Genomic DNA, 17,789 nt, shown 5'->3' with positions numbered 1-17,789 from the left:
GCCAGGCGGGTCTAGCCGGCCACGGTCCACACGACAGGCCTGTTGATAACGGCGCTTCCCTAACCGGAGCGCCGTTTTTTCATGCCCAGCCTTTGCGAAGGCGAGCGCCATTTACGCCTGCATACAAAAAGGGGCTATCCCGTACGGATAGCCCCTCTTGGTACTTCTACAAGGCCGTTGTTACGCGACCGTATCCACCTCCCTCAACTTAGCCACCAGGCTCTCGATCACCTCTGCATGCTTGAGGATGTCATAGTGGCCAGCTAAGACAGCGTTGCTTTCAGCATAGGCATGGGTCCAGGCAGGGCTCACGCTGCCGCCTGCCCACCAGCACGATGCCAATGCCTGGGTGGCCGGAAGCGGCTCGACCCCTTGCGACAACACCTTCAGCCGCATGGCAACGATGAATGTATGAGCCAATTCAGCGCTGCCGACTTCGGCAAACGCTGACTGCCCACCCTGCATCGCGCAGACCTCGTCGATCACCTGCTCCAGCATTGCAGTTGCAGTACCGGCTGGCACTGAGCCAATAGCCAGTTGTTCCTTGGGTACCCCCAACACGACACCCAGGAAGCCGCGTAGGTCATCGCTCCAGTCACCTTGCACGTCATTTGGCTCGGTCCCCGGCATGAAGCTGTCGACCAGCCCGAGCAACGATACCTGCTGGCCCTGGCTTTCCAGTTCCTGGGCCACCAGCACGGCCAGCGTCCCCCCCAACGACCAACCCAGCAGGCGGTAAGGCCCTTCGGGCTGCTTCTGGCGGATGTACTGGGCGTAATCGATGGCCATCGACTGAAGCGAATCGTCCACCCAGTCACGGTCGAGCAGCATTCGGCATTGCACACCGTAAACGCTGCAGCGCCCCTCCAGGCGTCGGGCCAGTGGTTCATAATCGAACACCGTACCAAAGCCCGCGTGCAGGCAGAACAGGGGGGCCACATCGGGCACCCGGCTGTTGAGCAGCAACAAGGGATCGAGGCTTTCATCAGCGGCGGCATAGCCACTGAGTTCACCGATGGTCGGTTTAGCCATGACGTCCCGCAGTTTCAGCTCTATCGGAATATCATCGCTGGCGCGGACCTTCGACAACATCTTGAGCACCCGCAGCGAGTCACCGCCAAGCTCGAAGAAGTTGTCGTCCACACCCACACTTTGCACGCCCAGCACCTCTTGCCAGATGTTCACCAAGGCCTGCTCCACGGCATTGCGCGGTGCAATCCGCTGCCGCTGTGCTGCAAACTCAGGGGCAGGCAATGCATTGCGATCAATTTTGCCATTAGGGGTGAGCGGCAGCGTCGGCAACAGCACCAACTGCGCAGGCACCATGTAGTCAGGCAGCTCGGCACGAAGCGCCTCACGCAGCTGCGTCGCATCGGTTGCGGCCGTACCGGTGACCACATACCCGACCAGCTGTTTGCCGGCAGCGCCCTCACGCGCCACGACTACGGCATCCCTGACATCGGCCAGGTTACGCAAGCGCGCTTCGATCTCGCCCGGTTCGATACGGAAGCCGCGCACCTTCAGCTGGCTGTCCAGGCGCCCAATGAAATCGATCACCCCGTCGGCACGGCGGCGCACGCGGTCCCCCGTCCGATACAGGCGCGAACCTTCGGCGAAGGGGTCGGCCACGAAACGCTCGGCCGTCAGGGCACTGCGCTGGTGGTAACCCCGCGCCACACCCTCGCCCCCGATGTACAACTCACCCGCGACACCCTCTGGCAGCGGGTTGAGGTCATCATCGAGTACATGCAACGTGCGCTGGCCGACCCGATCACCGATCGGCGCATACACCGCCTCGCAACGCTGCTGTGCCGATACCTTCCACAGCATCGGCGTCACTACCGTTTCTGTAGGCCCATAACCATTGGTCAAGTACTGCGGTTGCAAGGTGCGCTTGACCAATTCGAACAAGGCATCGGGTACCGCATCCCCGCCGAAGCAATAGATGCGTACCGCAGGTGGCGCCTCTGGCTGACTCTCGGCGAACTCGGCCAACTGCTGCAGGTAGGCTGGCGGGAAGCACGCAATATCGATGCTTTGTGCCTGCAGCACCTGCCAGGTTTCTTCCGCGGTCCACAAGCGGTTCTCGCGAACCACCAGGCAACCACCGGAGGACAGGGTTGAAAGCCACCGTTCCTGGGCTCCGTCGAAGGCAAACGACATGAACAACAACTCGCGCGTGGCCTCGTCCATCTCATACAACTGGGCGATGGCCTGGCAGTGCATGCGGATTTGCCCATGGCTTACCGCCACACCTTTCGGCTTGCCGGTAGAGCCAGAGGTGTAGATCAGGTAAGCGAGGTTGTCTTCCTGTACCTGAAGCTGAGGTGCAGTCGACGGCAACTGCGACAGCGACAACTGGTCCAGAGCCACCACGTGTTGTACGTCGCCCAAACGCTCACGCAGGCTGCTGCTGGTCAGCAGCAGGTGCATGTGCGAATCCTCCACGATCCACTGCAGACGTTCCTGCGGGTAGTCAATGTCCAGTGGTACATAGGCCGCGCCGGTTTTCATCACTGCCAGGAAGGCCACGATCGTCTCGACCGAACGCTCCAGCGCAACCCCCACCGTCGCTTCAGGCTGCGCGCCCAGGCCGATCAAATGGTGCGCAAGGCGGTTGGCGCGTTCGTCCAGTTGCGCATACGTCAGTTGCTGCCCAGCACAGATGACAGCCACAGCTTGCGGCCTGGCTACCGCGTGTTGGGCAATGCGCTCAGCCAGCAACGGCAGGCCCTGTTGCTTAGGTTGCAGTTGGTTGCGCTCGCGTGCCTTGAGCGACTGCATCGGCGTGAGCATGTCCAGGCTGCCTATCGCTGCGTTCGGGTTATCCAGTATGCCGGTGAGCAAGCGCTCAAAGCTGCCCCGGATCATGTCCGTTGCCGCATAAGTCAAGCGGTTTCGCAGGTACAGGAACTCGACGGACAAGGTCTCGCCCAGGTGCACGGCGAGGTCCATGGCATAGTTGGTCACGTCACGGCTACTGACTTCACCGAACCGCAGTGTGCCAGCCCCTTCCTCGCGCAGACGCTCATCGACTGGATAGTTCTCGAAGACCACGATGCTGTCGAACAGCGGTTGCCCCGCGCGCCCTGCCCAACGCTGGACGTCAGACAAGGCAGCATGTTCATGGTCTCGCAGTTCCAGGTTGTAGGCCTGAAGCTGACGTACCCACTCACCGACAACGTGATGAGGTTGTGCTGACTGCACCACTGGCAAGGTATTGATGAACAGCCCGAGCATCTCATCGGCGCCGGCCAAACCTGCTGGCCGCCCAGCTACCGTGGCCCCGAAGCACACCGTGGATTGACCGGTATAGCGCTGCAAGAGCAACAGCCAAGTGGCCTGAATCAAGGTGTTCGGGGTGACGCGCAGACGCTGTGCCTGTTCGCGTAAACGGGAAGTCTGCTGGCGGTCCCATTTCAGATACAGGGCATCATGGCCAACCTGCTTGGCATCAGGCTGTGGCGCTATGCTGCCCGCCAGCAGCGTCGGGCTTTCCAGCCCTTGCAACTTACTGCTCCAGAACGTCTCCAGCGCGCTTTGCGGCTGCTCGCCCAGCCAACGGATGTAGTCAGCGAAGCGGCCGAGCGGCGCCTTGGCAGCATGACCGTGGTAATGCTGCAGCACCTCGCCCAGCAGGCGTGAGTTGCTCCAGCCATCCATCAGGATGTGATGGCGTGTCCAGATCAGGTGCAAGCGTGCGTCTTCGAGCTTGACCAATGTCAACCTCATCAGCGGTGCAGCCATCAGGTCAAAGCCTTCTGCCGCCTCCCTTGCAGCCAGGTCTTGCAATGCCTGAGCGGTATCATCACGGCCGCGCCAGTCAAGCACTTGCACAGGCAGGGTGGCGTGGCGATGGACCACTTGCAGCGGCTGGTCTGCTTTGGCAGACAACCAGAAGCCGGTACGCAGGATGTCATGGCGCGCAATCACATGGTTCCAGGCCGCGATGAAACGCTCGACTTCAAGGCCTTCGACTTCTACTGCGGTCTGGTTGATGTAGAGCGCGGCTTCCGAGCCCTGCAGCGTGTGGAAGAGCATGCCCTGCTGCATCGGGGATAGCGGGTAGAGATCGGCAATGTCCGCAGCTGCAACCGGCAAGCTGTCCAGCTGAGCCTGGGTAAGGCCCGCCAATGGGAAGTCCGATGGTGTGACACCACGATGGGACGGTTCGCAGCAGTGGGCCACCAACGCTCTCAACTCGTCGGCATACGCGTCCGCCAGCTGCTTGAGTGTCGCCTCGTCGAACCGCTCGCGGCTGAAACTCCAGCTCACCTTCAATTCGCCGCCATACACCTGGCTGTTCACTGTCAGCAAGCTGGGCAATGGCGCGTCTGCGTCCTGGTTAGCACCCGCGTACTCCTTGGCAGGCACGAACAGGCTCGACTCGCCGTCAAAGCTACCGTCGAACTGCCCCAGGTAGTTGAACACGATTTCCCCCTGGGGCAGCGCCGCGAGCACATCACGCGCGTTGTCCCCGCCCAGGTATCGCAGCAGACCATACCCGACCCCTTTATTGGGTACTGCGCGCAATTGCTCCTTGATGGCCTTGATCGAGTCGGCCAGGCCAGCGTGAGGGCGCAAGGTGATCGGATACATGCTGGTAAACCAGCCTACCGTGCGGCTCAGGTCGATGCCATCGAACAGGTCTTCCCGACCATGGCCTTCCAAGCGCACCAACACTTCCGGGCGCCCCGTCCAACGGCCCACTACCCTGGCCAGCGCAGTCAGCAGCAAGTCGTTGATCTGTGTACGATAGGCCACCGGGGCTTGCTGAAGCAGTTGCCGCGTGGTCTCGCGGTCCAATTTGGTGCTGACCGACGCCGCATGTTTGAGCAGGTTTTCGCCTTGCGGGTAGTCACACGGCAGCACGTCATTGGCGCCCTGCAGTTGTGTTTGCCAGAAGCCCAGCTCGGCCTGCAACTCAGGGCTGGTGGCATGACGCTGTACATGCTCCGCCCAGACTTTGAACGCGCAGGTCTTGGCCGGCAAGCGCAGCGCATTACCGGCCCGCAGTGCTTGGTATGCCTGTTGCAAATCCTCCAACAGCACCCGCCACGACACACCATCCACAACCAGGTGGTGGATCACCAGCAGCACGCGTTGGCTGCCATCGGCGAGGTTAGCCAGCACCGCCCGCACCAGTGGGCCCTGCTCCAGGCTCAAGCTGCGCTGGGCTTCTTCGACAAGAGGCTGAAGGTCGTCTGCATTAACGGCTGAGCGCGTCCACAGTTGATGGGGTAGCGCTTCGCGGAACTCGGCTTGCCAGGCGCCCCCCTTCGACTCGAAGCACAAGCGCAGTACATCATGGTGCTCGACCAGTGCGAGCAAAGCTGCGTCCAGCGTATCCGAGTCCAGTCGTTCACTCGGTGTCAGCAGTACCGACTGGTTCCAGTGGTGTCGTTGAGGAATATCCGCCTCGAAGAACCAGTGCTGAATCGGTATCAGCGGCGTGACGCCGGTTACCGGCCCTTGATCGATGACAGCACTCGCCGCGCGGCGGGCCACGGCTGCCAGGCCTTGAACTGTTTGAGCCTGGAACAATTCCTTGGGCGTGAACTGGATGTTTTGCAGGCGTGCGCGACTGACCACCTGCAGCGACACGATAGAGTCGCCCCCCAACTCGAAGAAGTTGTCACTCAAGCCGACGCGTTCCAACCTGAGTACATCTGCCCAGATCGCCGCGATCTGCTGCTCCATTTCGGTCTGGGGTTCGATGTATTCGCCTTGCAGCAGGCTGGCATCCGGTTGCGGCAGGGCTTTGCGGTCCAGCTTGCCGTTCGGTGTTACCGGCAGCTTGCCCAGCAGCAGCAGGTGCGCGGGCACCATGTAATCCGGCAGCCCGGCCTTGAGGGCCTCACGCAGGCTGTCGCGCAACTCTACCTCGTCTTGCGTGCTGTCGGCCGGTACCACATAGCCCACCAACTGCTTGCCACTCGGCCCGTCCTGGGCCAGCACCACCGCTTCCTGCACCGCTGGCAATTCCAGCAGGCGCGCTTCGATTTCACCCAGTTCAATCCGCAACCCGCGGATCTTCACCTGATGGTCGATACGCCCGGCGTAGTCGATCACGCCATCGGCGTTGTAACGCGCCAGGTCACCGGTGCGGTACAGGCGCCCGCCGTTGTCGCTGAACGGGTCCGGCACAAAACGCTCGGCCGTCAGCGCCGGGCGCTGGTGATAACCACGTGCCAAACCTACGCCGCCCAGGTACAGCTCGCCGGCACTGCCGCGTACCGCCGGTTGCAGGCTGCCTTCGAGGATGTGGGTCTTGAGGTTGTCGATCGGCTGGCCGATCGGCACGCTGATGCTTTCGTCCGCGCGGCAGGTCCAGTGGGTGACGTCGATGGCCGCTTCGGTCGGGCCGTACAGGTTGTACAGGCCGGCCCCTGGCAGGCGCTGCAGGGTCTGGCGCGCGAGCTCGGCCGGCAGTGCCTCGCCACTGCACACCACGCGCTTGAGGCTGCGGCAGCTTTCCACCGCTTCGTGGATCATGAACGCCTGCAGCATCGACGGCACGAAGTGCAGCGTGCTGATGGCGTACTGGTTGATGGTGTCGACCAGCAGCTGCGGGTCGCGGTGGGCGCCCGGCTGAGCCATGACCAGGCGCGCGCCGGTCATCAGCGGCCAGAAGAACTCCCACACCGACACGTCGAAGCTGAACGGGGTTTTCTGCAGCACGCTGTCACTGGCGTCCAGGCCGTAGGCCTTCTGCATCCACCACAGGCGGTTGACCAGTGCCTGATGGCTGTTGCCGGCGCCTTTCGGGCGGCCGGTGGAGCCGGAGGTGTAGATCACGTAGGCGAGGTTCAGCGGGGCTACGTCGATACCAGGATTGGCATCGCTGTAGCCGGTCAAATCCTCGACATCCAGATCCAGGCTGTGTAGGCCAGCCGGAATCGGCAGGGCATCACGCAGGTGCGACTGGGTCAGCAGCAAGGCAATGCCGCTGTCTTCGAACATGTAGCTGAGGCGGTCCTGCGGGTACTCCGGGTCCAGCGGCACATAGGCGCCACCTGCTTTGACGATACCCAGCAAGCCGATGACCATCTCCAGGCTGCGCTCCATGGCGATGCCCACCAGCACGTCCGGGCCCACGCCCAGTTCACGCAGCTTGTGCGCCAGCTGGTTGGCTTTGCCGTTGAGTTCGGCGTAGCTCAGGGTCTGCTCGCCGAACACCAACGCCGGGGCGTCCGGGGTGGCGAACACCTGGGCTTCGATCAATGAGTGGATGCTGCGCTCATTCGGGTACGCCGCGACGGTGTCGTTCCAGCCTTCGACCATCATCTGCTGCTCTTGCAGGCTCAACATCGGCAGCTCGCCGACTACTGCATCCGCATCCGCGACCAGTGCCTGCAGTAAATCCGCAAAGTTGGCCGCCAGGCGGCCAATGGTCTCGTCGCTCCACTGCGTACGGTCGTGGTTGTAGTGCATCGCCAGGCTGCTACCCAGCTCAACCACCAGGGTCAGTGGGTAGTTGGTTTGCTCCTGCACGGCCACGTTGCCAAAGCGCAAGCGGCCGGGCGCGCCTTGTTGCAGCGCCTCGGACACCGGGTAGTTCTCGAACACCAGAATGCTGTCGAACAGCGCGTCACCGCCCTGCCCGGCCCAGCGCTGCACATCGTACAGCGGGGTGTGCTCGAACTCGCGCAACGCCAGGTTGCAGCCTTGAACCTGGGCGATCCACTCGGCCACGGTCTGCTCGGCACGGGGCGCGCCAATCACCGGCAGGGTGTTGATGAACAGGCCGATCTGCTCCTCAACGCCTGGCAAATCTGCCGGGCGGCCGGCCACGGTGGCGCCAAAGCAGACACTGGCCTGGCCGGTATAGCGCTGCAACAGCAGCAGCCAGGCCGATTGCACCAGGGTGTTGACGGTGACGCGGTTAGCCCGGGCGAAGGCTTCGATGCGTGCGGTCTGCTCGGCATCGAGGGCCAGGCGATGATCACCGTAGCCGCTGCCCGCATCGCCTGCGCTACCGGCAATGGCCTGGGCCAGGCGCGTCGGCTCGTCGAGCGCGGCCAGCTGGGCCTGCCAGAAGGCTTGGGCAACTGCCGTATCCTGACGTTGCAGCCAGGCGATGTAATCCCGATAGTGCGTGGCCTGGAACCCGGTCGTCGGGCCAGCATAACGCTGCAGGACTTCGCCCAGCAGGCGCGAGGTGCTCCAGCCATCCATCAAAATATGGTGGTTGGTATAGATCAGGTGGTAACGGTCATCGTCGATACGGACCAGCACCAGGCGCAGCAGCGCTGGCTCATCAAGCGCAAAACCACGCTGACGCTCGTCTTCGGCCAATGCTTGCAGCGCCGCTTCGAGCGCTGGTGCTCCACGCCAGTCGTGCTCACTGAACGGCAGCGTCACCTGCTTTCGGACCACCTGCATCGCCTGGTCCAGGTCCCCTTCCCAGACAAACCCGGTGCGCAGAATGTCGTGCGCATCCAACGCCGCCTGCCAGGCCTGCTTGAAGCGCAGTACCTCCAGCCCCTCGACATCGACCCGCAACTGGTTGATGTAGTTACCGGCCTGTTGGTCGTAGAGCGTGTGGAACAGCATGCCCTGCTGCATCGGCGACAACGGATAGACATCGGCGATCGAAGCCGCCGCCACGGGCAGGTGGTCCAGTTGTACCTGGCTCAAACGTGCCAGCGGGAAGTCCGACGGGGTGAACCCGCGATGCCCGGGTACGCAGCAATGGGCAATCAACGCCTTGAGCTCTTCAGCGTACTCGTCGGCCAGGCGCTGCACCGTCGACGCATCGAACAACGCGCTGCTGAAGGTCCAGCCAAGTTTCAGCTCACCGGCATACACCTGACCGTTGATTGCCAGCAGATTGCTCAGTGGCGCGGCTTGGTCATGGGGGTCACCGCTGTACTCTTTAGCGGGAACGAACAGGCCTGCCTCATCGCCGAAGCTGCCGTCGAACTGGCCCAAGTAGTTGAAGACAATTTCACCCTGTGGCAACTGCGCCAGTGCCTGACGCTGTTCATCACTCCCCAGGAAGCGCAGCACACCATAACCAATGCCTTTTTCAGGCACCGCGCGCAGTTGCTCTTTGATCGCTTTGACCGAATCGGCCATGCCAGCGCTCGGGGTCAATTTCACCGGATAAACACTGGTGAACCATCCAACGGTGCGGGTCAGATCGAGGTCATCGAACACATCCTCCCGTCCATGCCCTTCCAAACGAACTACTACGTCCGGCTGCCCTATCCAGCGGCTAAGCACCCGCGCCAGCGCGGTCAGCAACAAGTCGTTGATCTGCGTGCGATAGGCCGCTGGCGCATCCTGCAAGAGCTGACGGGTGCAGGTTTTATCCAGGCGGGTCGTCACCGAGGTGGCATGCCTGACCAGGTTTTCGCCACCCGGATGGTCCACAGGCAACGACGCGCCTCGTGCCGTTTGCAGGCTACCTTGCCAATAGCTGACCTCATGCTCCAGCTCGACGCTGCTGGCATAGGCCTGCAAGCGTTGGGCCCAGGCCTGGAACGAACTGGTCTTGGCCGGCAAGCTCGGCGCTTGACCGGAACCCAGCGAGGCATAGGCCTGTTGCAAGTCTTCCAGCAATACCCGCCATGAAACACCGTCCACGACCAGGTGGTGGATCACCAGCAGCAACCGCTGGCTACCATCAGGCAGCAACGCGAGCACCGCACGCATTAAGGGCCCTTGTTCCAGGTCGAGGCTGCGTTGCGCCTCGTCGACAAGCCCGCGCAGCGCTTCGTCGTCGCGCAGCGTACGGGTCCACAACACCGCTGACGGCGCTGCTGTGCCGAAGCTGGCCGACCAATTGCCACCTGACGCTGCGAACTGCAAACGCAGCGCATCGTGATGCGCAAGCAACGCGTGCAACGCCGCATTCAGTCGATCCGCTTCCAGTGCGGTATTCGGCGTGAGCAGCAACGACTGGTTCCAGTGATGGCGCTCGGGGATATCCGCATCGAAGAAGCGACGCTGGATCGGGGTCAGTTGCATGTCGCCCACGACCAGGCCTTGGTCGATGCTCAAGCCTGCCGACAACCGGGCAACCGATGCCAGCCCCTGTACCGTCTGGTGCTCGAACAACTCCTTGGGCGTGAATTGAATGCCGGCCTGACGTGCCCGGCTGACCACTTGCAAGGAAATGATCGAGTCGCCGCCCAACTCGAAGAAGTTGTCGGCCAGCCCCACCTTGTCCAGTTTCAATACGTCCGCCCAGATCACTGCAATCGTACGCTGCAGGTCCGTTTGCGGTTCGAGGTAGGCCTGCTGTAACAGGCTGGCATCCGCGTGTGGCAGGGCTTTGCGGTCCAGCTTGCCATTCGGCGACAGCGGCAGCTGATCCAGGAACAGCAAGTGTGCAGGCACCATGTATTCAGGCAGTGCGGCCTTGAGATCGACCCGCAGGGCATCACGCAGCGTCGACTGAGTATCAGGGCCGCCTTGCATCACCGATGGCTCGGTCGGCACCACATAACCCACCAACTGGTGTCCCTGCGGCCCTGGCTGAGCCAATACCACGGCTTGACGCACACCTGGTAACGCCTGTAGGCGCGCTTCGATTTCACCGAGTTCGATACGGAAACCGCGAATTTTCACCTGATGGTCAATACGCCCGACGTACTCGACAACCCCATCGATGCGGTAGCGCGCCAGGTCACCGGTGCGGTACAGGCGCTCACCCTCCGGGGCTCCAAACGGATCGGGGATGAACCGTTCTGCAGAGAGCTGGGCCTTGCGGTGATAACCGCGTGCCAGGGCTTTACCACCGATGTACAGCTCTCCACAGACGCCAACCGGCACCGGATTGAGGCCCGAGTCGAGAATATGGATCCGCGTATCAGGCAGCGCCTTGCCGATCTCGACGTCGCCCTGCCGAACGCTCAAACGCTCACTGTGAGTCGCATTGATCGTCGCCTCGACCGGGCCGTAACGGTTGTAGATTGCCACATGCGGCAAGCACTCCAGGGCCCTGTTGAGCAGGTCATGGGTGATGGCTTCGCCACCCGAGAACAAACGCTTCAGGCTATGGCAGTGGGCAACGTGCTCCGCGTCGAGGAAACTCTTGAGCATGGACGGAATGAAGTGCAGGGTCGTGACGCCATGGGCACGAATCAGATCGATCAGAAGCGCCGGGTCACGCTGATCACCCTGCCGTGCCAGCAGCACCTTGGCACCACAGGTCAATGGCCAGAGCAGCTCCCACACGGACACGTCAAAGCTGAACGATGTTTTTTGCAGGACCACATCGTGCTCGTTGAGGCCATAGGCGTTCTGCATCCAGCGCAGGCGGCCACAGAGTGCTTGCTGATCAACGCCTGCACCTTTCGGTTTGCCGGTCGAGCCAGAGGTGTAAATGACGTAGGCCAGGTTCTGCGCGACGCTGGTTTGCGTCAGGTTCTCGCCCGGGTAACCTGCAAATTCATTGTGTTGGTCGACGACAACGCAGTGCATCCGTGCCGGCACCGGTACGTGCGCAACCGATGATGCCTGCGTCAGCAACAGCTGAATATCACTGTCCTCGAGCATATAGGCCAAGCGGTCCTGCGGGTAGTCCGGGTCCAGCGGCACATAGGCGCCGCCCGCCTTGAGCACAGCCAGCAACCCCACCACCATCTCCAGGCTGCGCGCCATGGCGATACCGACCAGCACATCAGGGCCTACACCCAGCTCACGCAACCGGCCTGCCAGTTGGTTAGCCCTGTGGTTCAGCTCGGCATAGCTCAACGACTGCCCCTCGAAAAGCACCGCCACGGCATCAGGCGTCCGTGCTACCTGCGCTTCGATCAACTGGCTGACACTCAGCTCATCGGTGCTGACGGCGGCCTGGTAGTTCCAGTCCGAGACCATCAGGCGAGCTGCTTGCGGATCCAGCAGAGGCAGGTCGCCCAGTGCCGTGGTGGCATTGTCGACGAGCGCCTCGAGCAGATTGGCGAAGTGGCTGGCGACCCCTTGGATCGCTTGCGTACTCCACAGCGTTCGATCATGGGTGTAGCGGACAGACAGCACATTGCCGAGCCCGATTGCCACGCTGAGGGGGTAGTTGGTCTGCTCCCGGTTAGCCACTTCGCCAAACTGCAAGCCGGCAGGCGCGCCTTGCTGGAGGGCTTCGGACACCGGATAGCTCTCGAACACCAGGAGGTTGTCGAACAGTGCCTCCCCGCCCAGGCCTGCCCAGCGCTGTACCTCGTACAACGGCGTGTGCTCGAACTCACGCAGGGCAAGGTTGCTCGCTTGCACTTGGCTGATCCACTCAGCCACCGTCTGCTCCACGCGAGGGGAACCGATCACAGGCAAGGTGTTGATGAACAAGCCGATCTGTTCCTCCACACCCGGCAGGTCAGCCGGTCGCCCTGCTACCGTAGCGCCGAAGCACACGGTCGATTGCCCCGTATAGCGGTGCAGAAGCAGCATCCACGCAGATTGCATCAGCGTATTGACCGTGACCCGGTTAGCCCGGGCGAACGCTTCGACACGTGCGGTCTGCTCGCGGTCGAAAACCTGGTGGAAGGCTGCGTGACCAGAAGCCTGCTCACCCGGTGCCATGCGTATGGCATGCACCAGACGCGTCGGTTGTTCCAGCGCCGTCAATTGCTCCTTCCAGAAGGTTTCAGCGGCAACCGCATCCTGGCGCTGCAACCACGCGATGTATTCGCGGTAATGCGCGCTCTGGGTCGGCAGTGCCTGACCGGCATAGCGCTGCAGCACTTCCCCCAACAAACGCGACGTACTCCAGCCATCCATCAGGATGTGATGATGCGTGCATATCAGATGATGACGTTGCTCACCGGTACGCACCAACACCAGGCGCAACAAGGGGGCTGCATCCAGCACGAAGCCGCGTTGTCGCTCACGCTCGGCCAACGCGTCCAGCGCTTGATCTGCCGTTGGCTGATTGCGCCAATCCTGTTCAGTGAACGGCAGCTCGACGTGCTTGCGTACGATCTGCACCGCGTGGTCCAGGTCTCCCTGCCAGACGAAACCGGTTCGCAGAATATCGTACGCCCCCAGCGCGCCCTGCCAGGCATGCTTGAAGCGCTCCACGTCCAGCCCGTCCACGTCTACACGGAGCTGGTTGATGTAGTTGCCGGCCGACTGCTCGTACAGCGTATGGAACAACATGCCCTGCTGCATGGGTGCCAGCGGGTAGATATCGGCGATTTCGGCGGCGGGTACCGGCAGGCTGTCCAGTTCGGCCTGGCTCAAGCGGGCCAGCGGGAAATCCGAAGGCGTGACCCCGCGATTGGCCGCCTGGCAGCAGTGGGTGATCAGCGCCTTGAGTTCCTGGGCATACTCATCAGCCAAGCGCTGAATGGTCGACGCGTCGAACAGTTCCCGGCTGAAGGTCCACCCCATTTTCAGCTCGCCCGCATAGACCTGCCCGTTCAGTGCCAACAGGCTGCCCAAGGGCGCCTCTTCGCTTTGATTGGCCCCGCCATCCTCCTTGGCTGGCGTGAAGACGCTGTCTTGCTCCTGGAAACTGCCGTCGAATTGCCCCAGGTAGTTGAAGACAATTTCACCCTGCGGCAGGCTCTCCAGCACCTGCCGGCTGTCATCGCTGCCAAGATAGCGCAGCAGCCCGTATCCAATACCCTTGTTGGGGACTGCCCGCAGTTGCTCCTTGATGACCTTGATCGAGCTGTCGAGTTGCGCCTGAGCGGTCAAGGTCACCGGATAGATGCTGGTGAACCAACCCACGGTGCGCGTCAGGTCCAGGTCGTCGAACACGTCCTCACGGCCATGCCCTTCCAGGCGCACCAGTACGTTAGTCCGCCCGGTCCAACGGGCCACCACACGCGCCAGCGCTGCGAGCAGCAGGTCATTGATCTGGGTGCGGTAGGCCATGGGCGCTTCATGCAAAAGCTTGCGCGTCCACTGTGCATCCAGATGGGTGCTTGCGTAGGCGGCGTGCCTGACCTGGTTGCCGCCTTGCAGATGATCACGGGGCAAATCGTCGTCAGCATGCTGCAACTGTGCGTGCCAGTAGCTCAGCTCCTGAGCCAGATCGGCGCTTTTGCCGTACGCCTGCAGCCGTTCGGCCCAAGCCTTGTAGGCGCTGGTCTTGGCAGGCAATTCGACAGGCTGGCCGGCCGAGACTGACAGATAGGCCTGCTGCAGATCCTCAAGCAGTACGCGCCATGACACACCGTCAACGACCAGGTGATGGACCACCAACAGCAGCCGTTGGTCACCATCAGGCAACGTGCCCAGCAATACCCGCATCAAGGGGCCACCGAGCGTGAAACTGCGCTGCGCATCACTGGCCGCGCGCAAAAGCGCGTCCATGTCGCTGAACGAGCGATGCCACAGTACGTCCTGGGCTTCGACATCGTTGAACGTGCCTTGCCAACTTCCGCCTGCCTGATCAAAACCCAGGCGCAGCGCGTCGTGGTGCTGCAGCACGTGTTGCAGTGCGGCACCCAGATGCTGCGGGTCGATGCTTACGCTGGGTGCCAGCAGTACCGACTGGTTCCAGTGCTCAGGCTGGGGCATCGCCTGATCGAAGAACCAGTGCTGAACAGGTGTCAGCGGCGAGGTGCCGGTGACTGCGCCTTGGTCGATGACAACGTTATCGGCACACCGCGCAACCGATGCCAAGCCTTGTACGGTCTGGAATTGGAACAATTGCTTGGGCGTGAACTGGATGCCTGCCTGGCGCGCACGGCTGACCACCTGCAAGGAAATGATCGAGTCGCCACCCAGCTCGAAGAAGTTATCGGTCAGCCCGACCTTTTCCAGTTTCAACACACCCGCCCAGACCGCAGCAATACTGCGTTCCAGTTCGGTACGAGGCTCAAGGTACTGGGCTTGGAACACGCTGGTATCGGGCTGTGGAAGCGCCTTGCGATCCAGCTTGCCATTGGGCGTCAGCGGCAACGCGTTGAGGAACACAAGCTGCGCCGGGACCATGTACTCCGGCAGGCTTTGCTTGAGCTGGCCACGCAACGCATCACGCAGCGCTGACTGCTGCTCGAGTGTGTCCATCACGGCATCATCGGCCGGTACCACATAGCCCACCAATTGCTTGCCACTTGGGCCATCCTGAGCCAACAGGACCGCTTCATGGACAGCCTCCTGGGCCTGCAGCCGCGCCTCGATCTCACCCAGCTCGATACGGAAGCCACGAATCTTCACCTGGTGATCGATGCGACCGGCATACTCGATCAGCCCGTTTTCCTGGTAGCGGGCGAGGTCGCCGGTACGGTACATCCTGCCGCCGCCCTGCTCATCGAACGGGTCGGGAATGAAGCGTTCGGCTGTCAGGCCTGGGCGGCCGAGATAACCCCGTGCCAACCCCGCACCGGCCATGTACAGCTCGCCGTTTACACCTACCGGTACCGGCATTACCGCTTCACTCAGCAGATAAACCGCACTGTTGGCGATCGGCCGGCCAATGTTGGCTTTGCCATTGGCGCAACGCAGGGTAAAGGTGGAGTAGGTCGTGTCCTCGGAAGGGCCGTACAGGTCATAAACCTGTTGCACATGCCCGGTCGCGTACAAGTCGTCGACCAGCGACTGCTTCAGCGCTTCCCCGGCAAGGTTGATGGTGCGAACGGTTGCCGGCAAGGCATCGGTCTCAAGCAGCATCTTGATTGCCGAAGGTACGGTGTTGACCAGGCGTACGCGGTCTTTGGCCGCCAGGTGTGGCAGCTCCAGCGCGTTGGCAGCAAGCACCGCGTAGCCTCCGGCCGACAGCGTGACGAACAGCTCCCACACCGACAGGTCGAAACAGATCGAGGTCGAGGCCAGCACACCGCACAGGTCCTCTTGGCTGTAAACCGTCAGTGCCCAACCAATCAGCGCCGTTACGTTGCGGTGCTCGATCAGAACACCCTTGGGTTTGCCTGTGGACCCAGAGGTATAGATGCTGTAGGCCAAATTGCCCGGTTCGGTCAGGCAGACCGGATCGGTTACCGGGTATGCCTGCAGCGACAACTGATCCAGCAACAAAGTCCTGGCATGGAACTCCTCAGGCATGCGCGCAAGCAGGTGCGACTGGGACAACAGCAAGACCGACTGGCTGTCCTCGAGCATGTACTCGATACGGTCCTGCGGGTATTCAGGATCGAGCGGCACATAGGCGCCACCCGCCTTGAGTATCGCCAGTAGGCCAACCACCATTTCAGGGCTGCGCTCCATAGCGATGCCCACCAGCACATCCGGGCCTACCCCCTGCTCACGAAGCCTGTGCGCCAACTGGTTGGCCCGTTCGTTCAGCGTTGCATAACTCAACACCTGTTCGCCAAACAACAAAGCCGGGGCGTCGGGTGACACACGCACCTGAGCTTCGAACAATTGGTGCATGGCTTTATCGGCAGGGTAATCCGCTTGCGTGCTGTTCCAGTCGCTGATGACGCGTTGCTGCTCTTGCGGGCTCAGCATCGACAAGCCTGCAACAGGCTGGTGCGGCTGCCCTGCGATGCTGACGAGCACGTTGACCCAGTGCCCTGCCATGCGCTCGATGGTGGCCGCGTCGAACAGATCGGTCGCATACGTCAACGCCGCGCTGATACCCGCTTCGTGCTCGAACGTGTCCAGTGCCAGGTCGAACTTGGCCACATGGCTTTGCGCCGCCAACTCCTCCATCAGCAGGCCTGGCAGGTTGCGCCCTTCGCTTTTTTTGGTCTCGGCCTGGTGGTTGTACATCACCTGGAACAACGGGCTGTGGCTGAGGCTGCGCTCCGGCTGCAAAGCTTCGACCAGTTGTTCGAAAGGCAAATCCTGATGCGCCTGCGCGCCCAAAGCACGTTGCCTGACTTGCTCCAGCAGCTCGGTAAAGGTGATGCCCAGGTCGAACTCGGCACGCAGCACCTGGGTATTGACGAAGAAGCCCGCCAGGCGCTCCGTCTCGGCACGGTTGCGGTTGGCGATCGGAACGCCCACGCGGATATCCGCCTGCCCTGAGTAGCGGTGCAGCAGCGTTTGAAAGCTGGCGAGCAACAGCATGAACAGTGTCACGCCCTGCTGCTGCGCCAATTGCTTGAGCGAACCGACCAGTTCCCCGTCCAAAGGGATTTCCAACCGTGCACCCTGTTGGCTGTGGACCGCCGGGCGAGGACGATCGGTCGGCAACTCCAGCACCGGTTGCTCATCACCCAACTGTGCTTTCCAGTAGGTAAGTTGCCGGTCCTGTTCACCCGCCTGCATCCAGGCCCGCTGCCAAATGGCGTAGTCGGCGTACTGGATCGGCAACGCCGGCAACTGCACGTCGCGGCCTTGGCTGAACCCTTCATAAAGCTTGACCAGGTCTTGCACCATCACCGGCAAGGACCACCCGTCAGCCACGATGTGGTGCAACGTCAGTGTGAGCACGTGCTCTTGCGCCCCCAACTGCAACAGCCTGGCCCGCATCAGTGGCCCATGTTCCAGGTCGAAGGGCAGCTGGGCCTCAGCTTCAAGGCAGGCACGAACAGAAGGCGCAGTGGCCTCGACAGGCTCCACGACCAGCGTGAACGGCATGTGCGGATGAAGGACCTGTACCGCCTGTTCGCCCTCCAGCCGGAAGGTGGTACGCAGCGTTTCGTGGCGGGCGATCAACGACTCGAAACTGCGCTGCAAAGCGCTGATGTCCAGTGCACCGGTGAACTTCAAGGCAGCAGGAATGTTATAGGCAGAACTTTGCGGCTCCAGCTGCCAAAGGAACCATTGCCTTTGCTGAGCAAAGGAAAGCGGTATCGGGTCGACATCGCCACGGCTCTGCGGGATCGGTAACTGCGCAAGGCTCATGCCCTTCGATGCGAGCTTTTCAAGAAAGAGCTTGCGCTGCGGCAGGGGCAGGCCAATGAAGCGTTTTACCAGTTCCAAATTTC

Annotated in this window: 1 protein-coding gene; it reads right to left on the bottom strand. The window is 61.9% G+C overall.

Features of this window, described 5'->3' with window-relative positions; translation table 11 throughout:
* Window positions 1–180: 180 nt before the first annotated feature.
* Window positions 181–17,778, bottom strand: a complete 17,598-nt coding sequence (locus AB7M33_RS15735; RefSeq protein WP_454244226.1) for a non-ribosomal peptide synthase/polyketide synthase — start codon at window positions 17,776–17,778, stop codon at window positions 181–183.
* Window positions 17,779–17,789: the final 11 nt, after the last annotated feature.

It is taken from the genome of Pseudomonas sp. Y3 TE3536, assembly GCF_053629175.1.
This window is presented reverse-complemented; position numbering and strand designations above follow the sequence as displayed.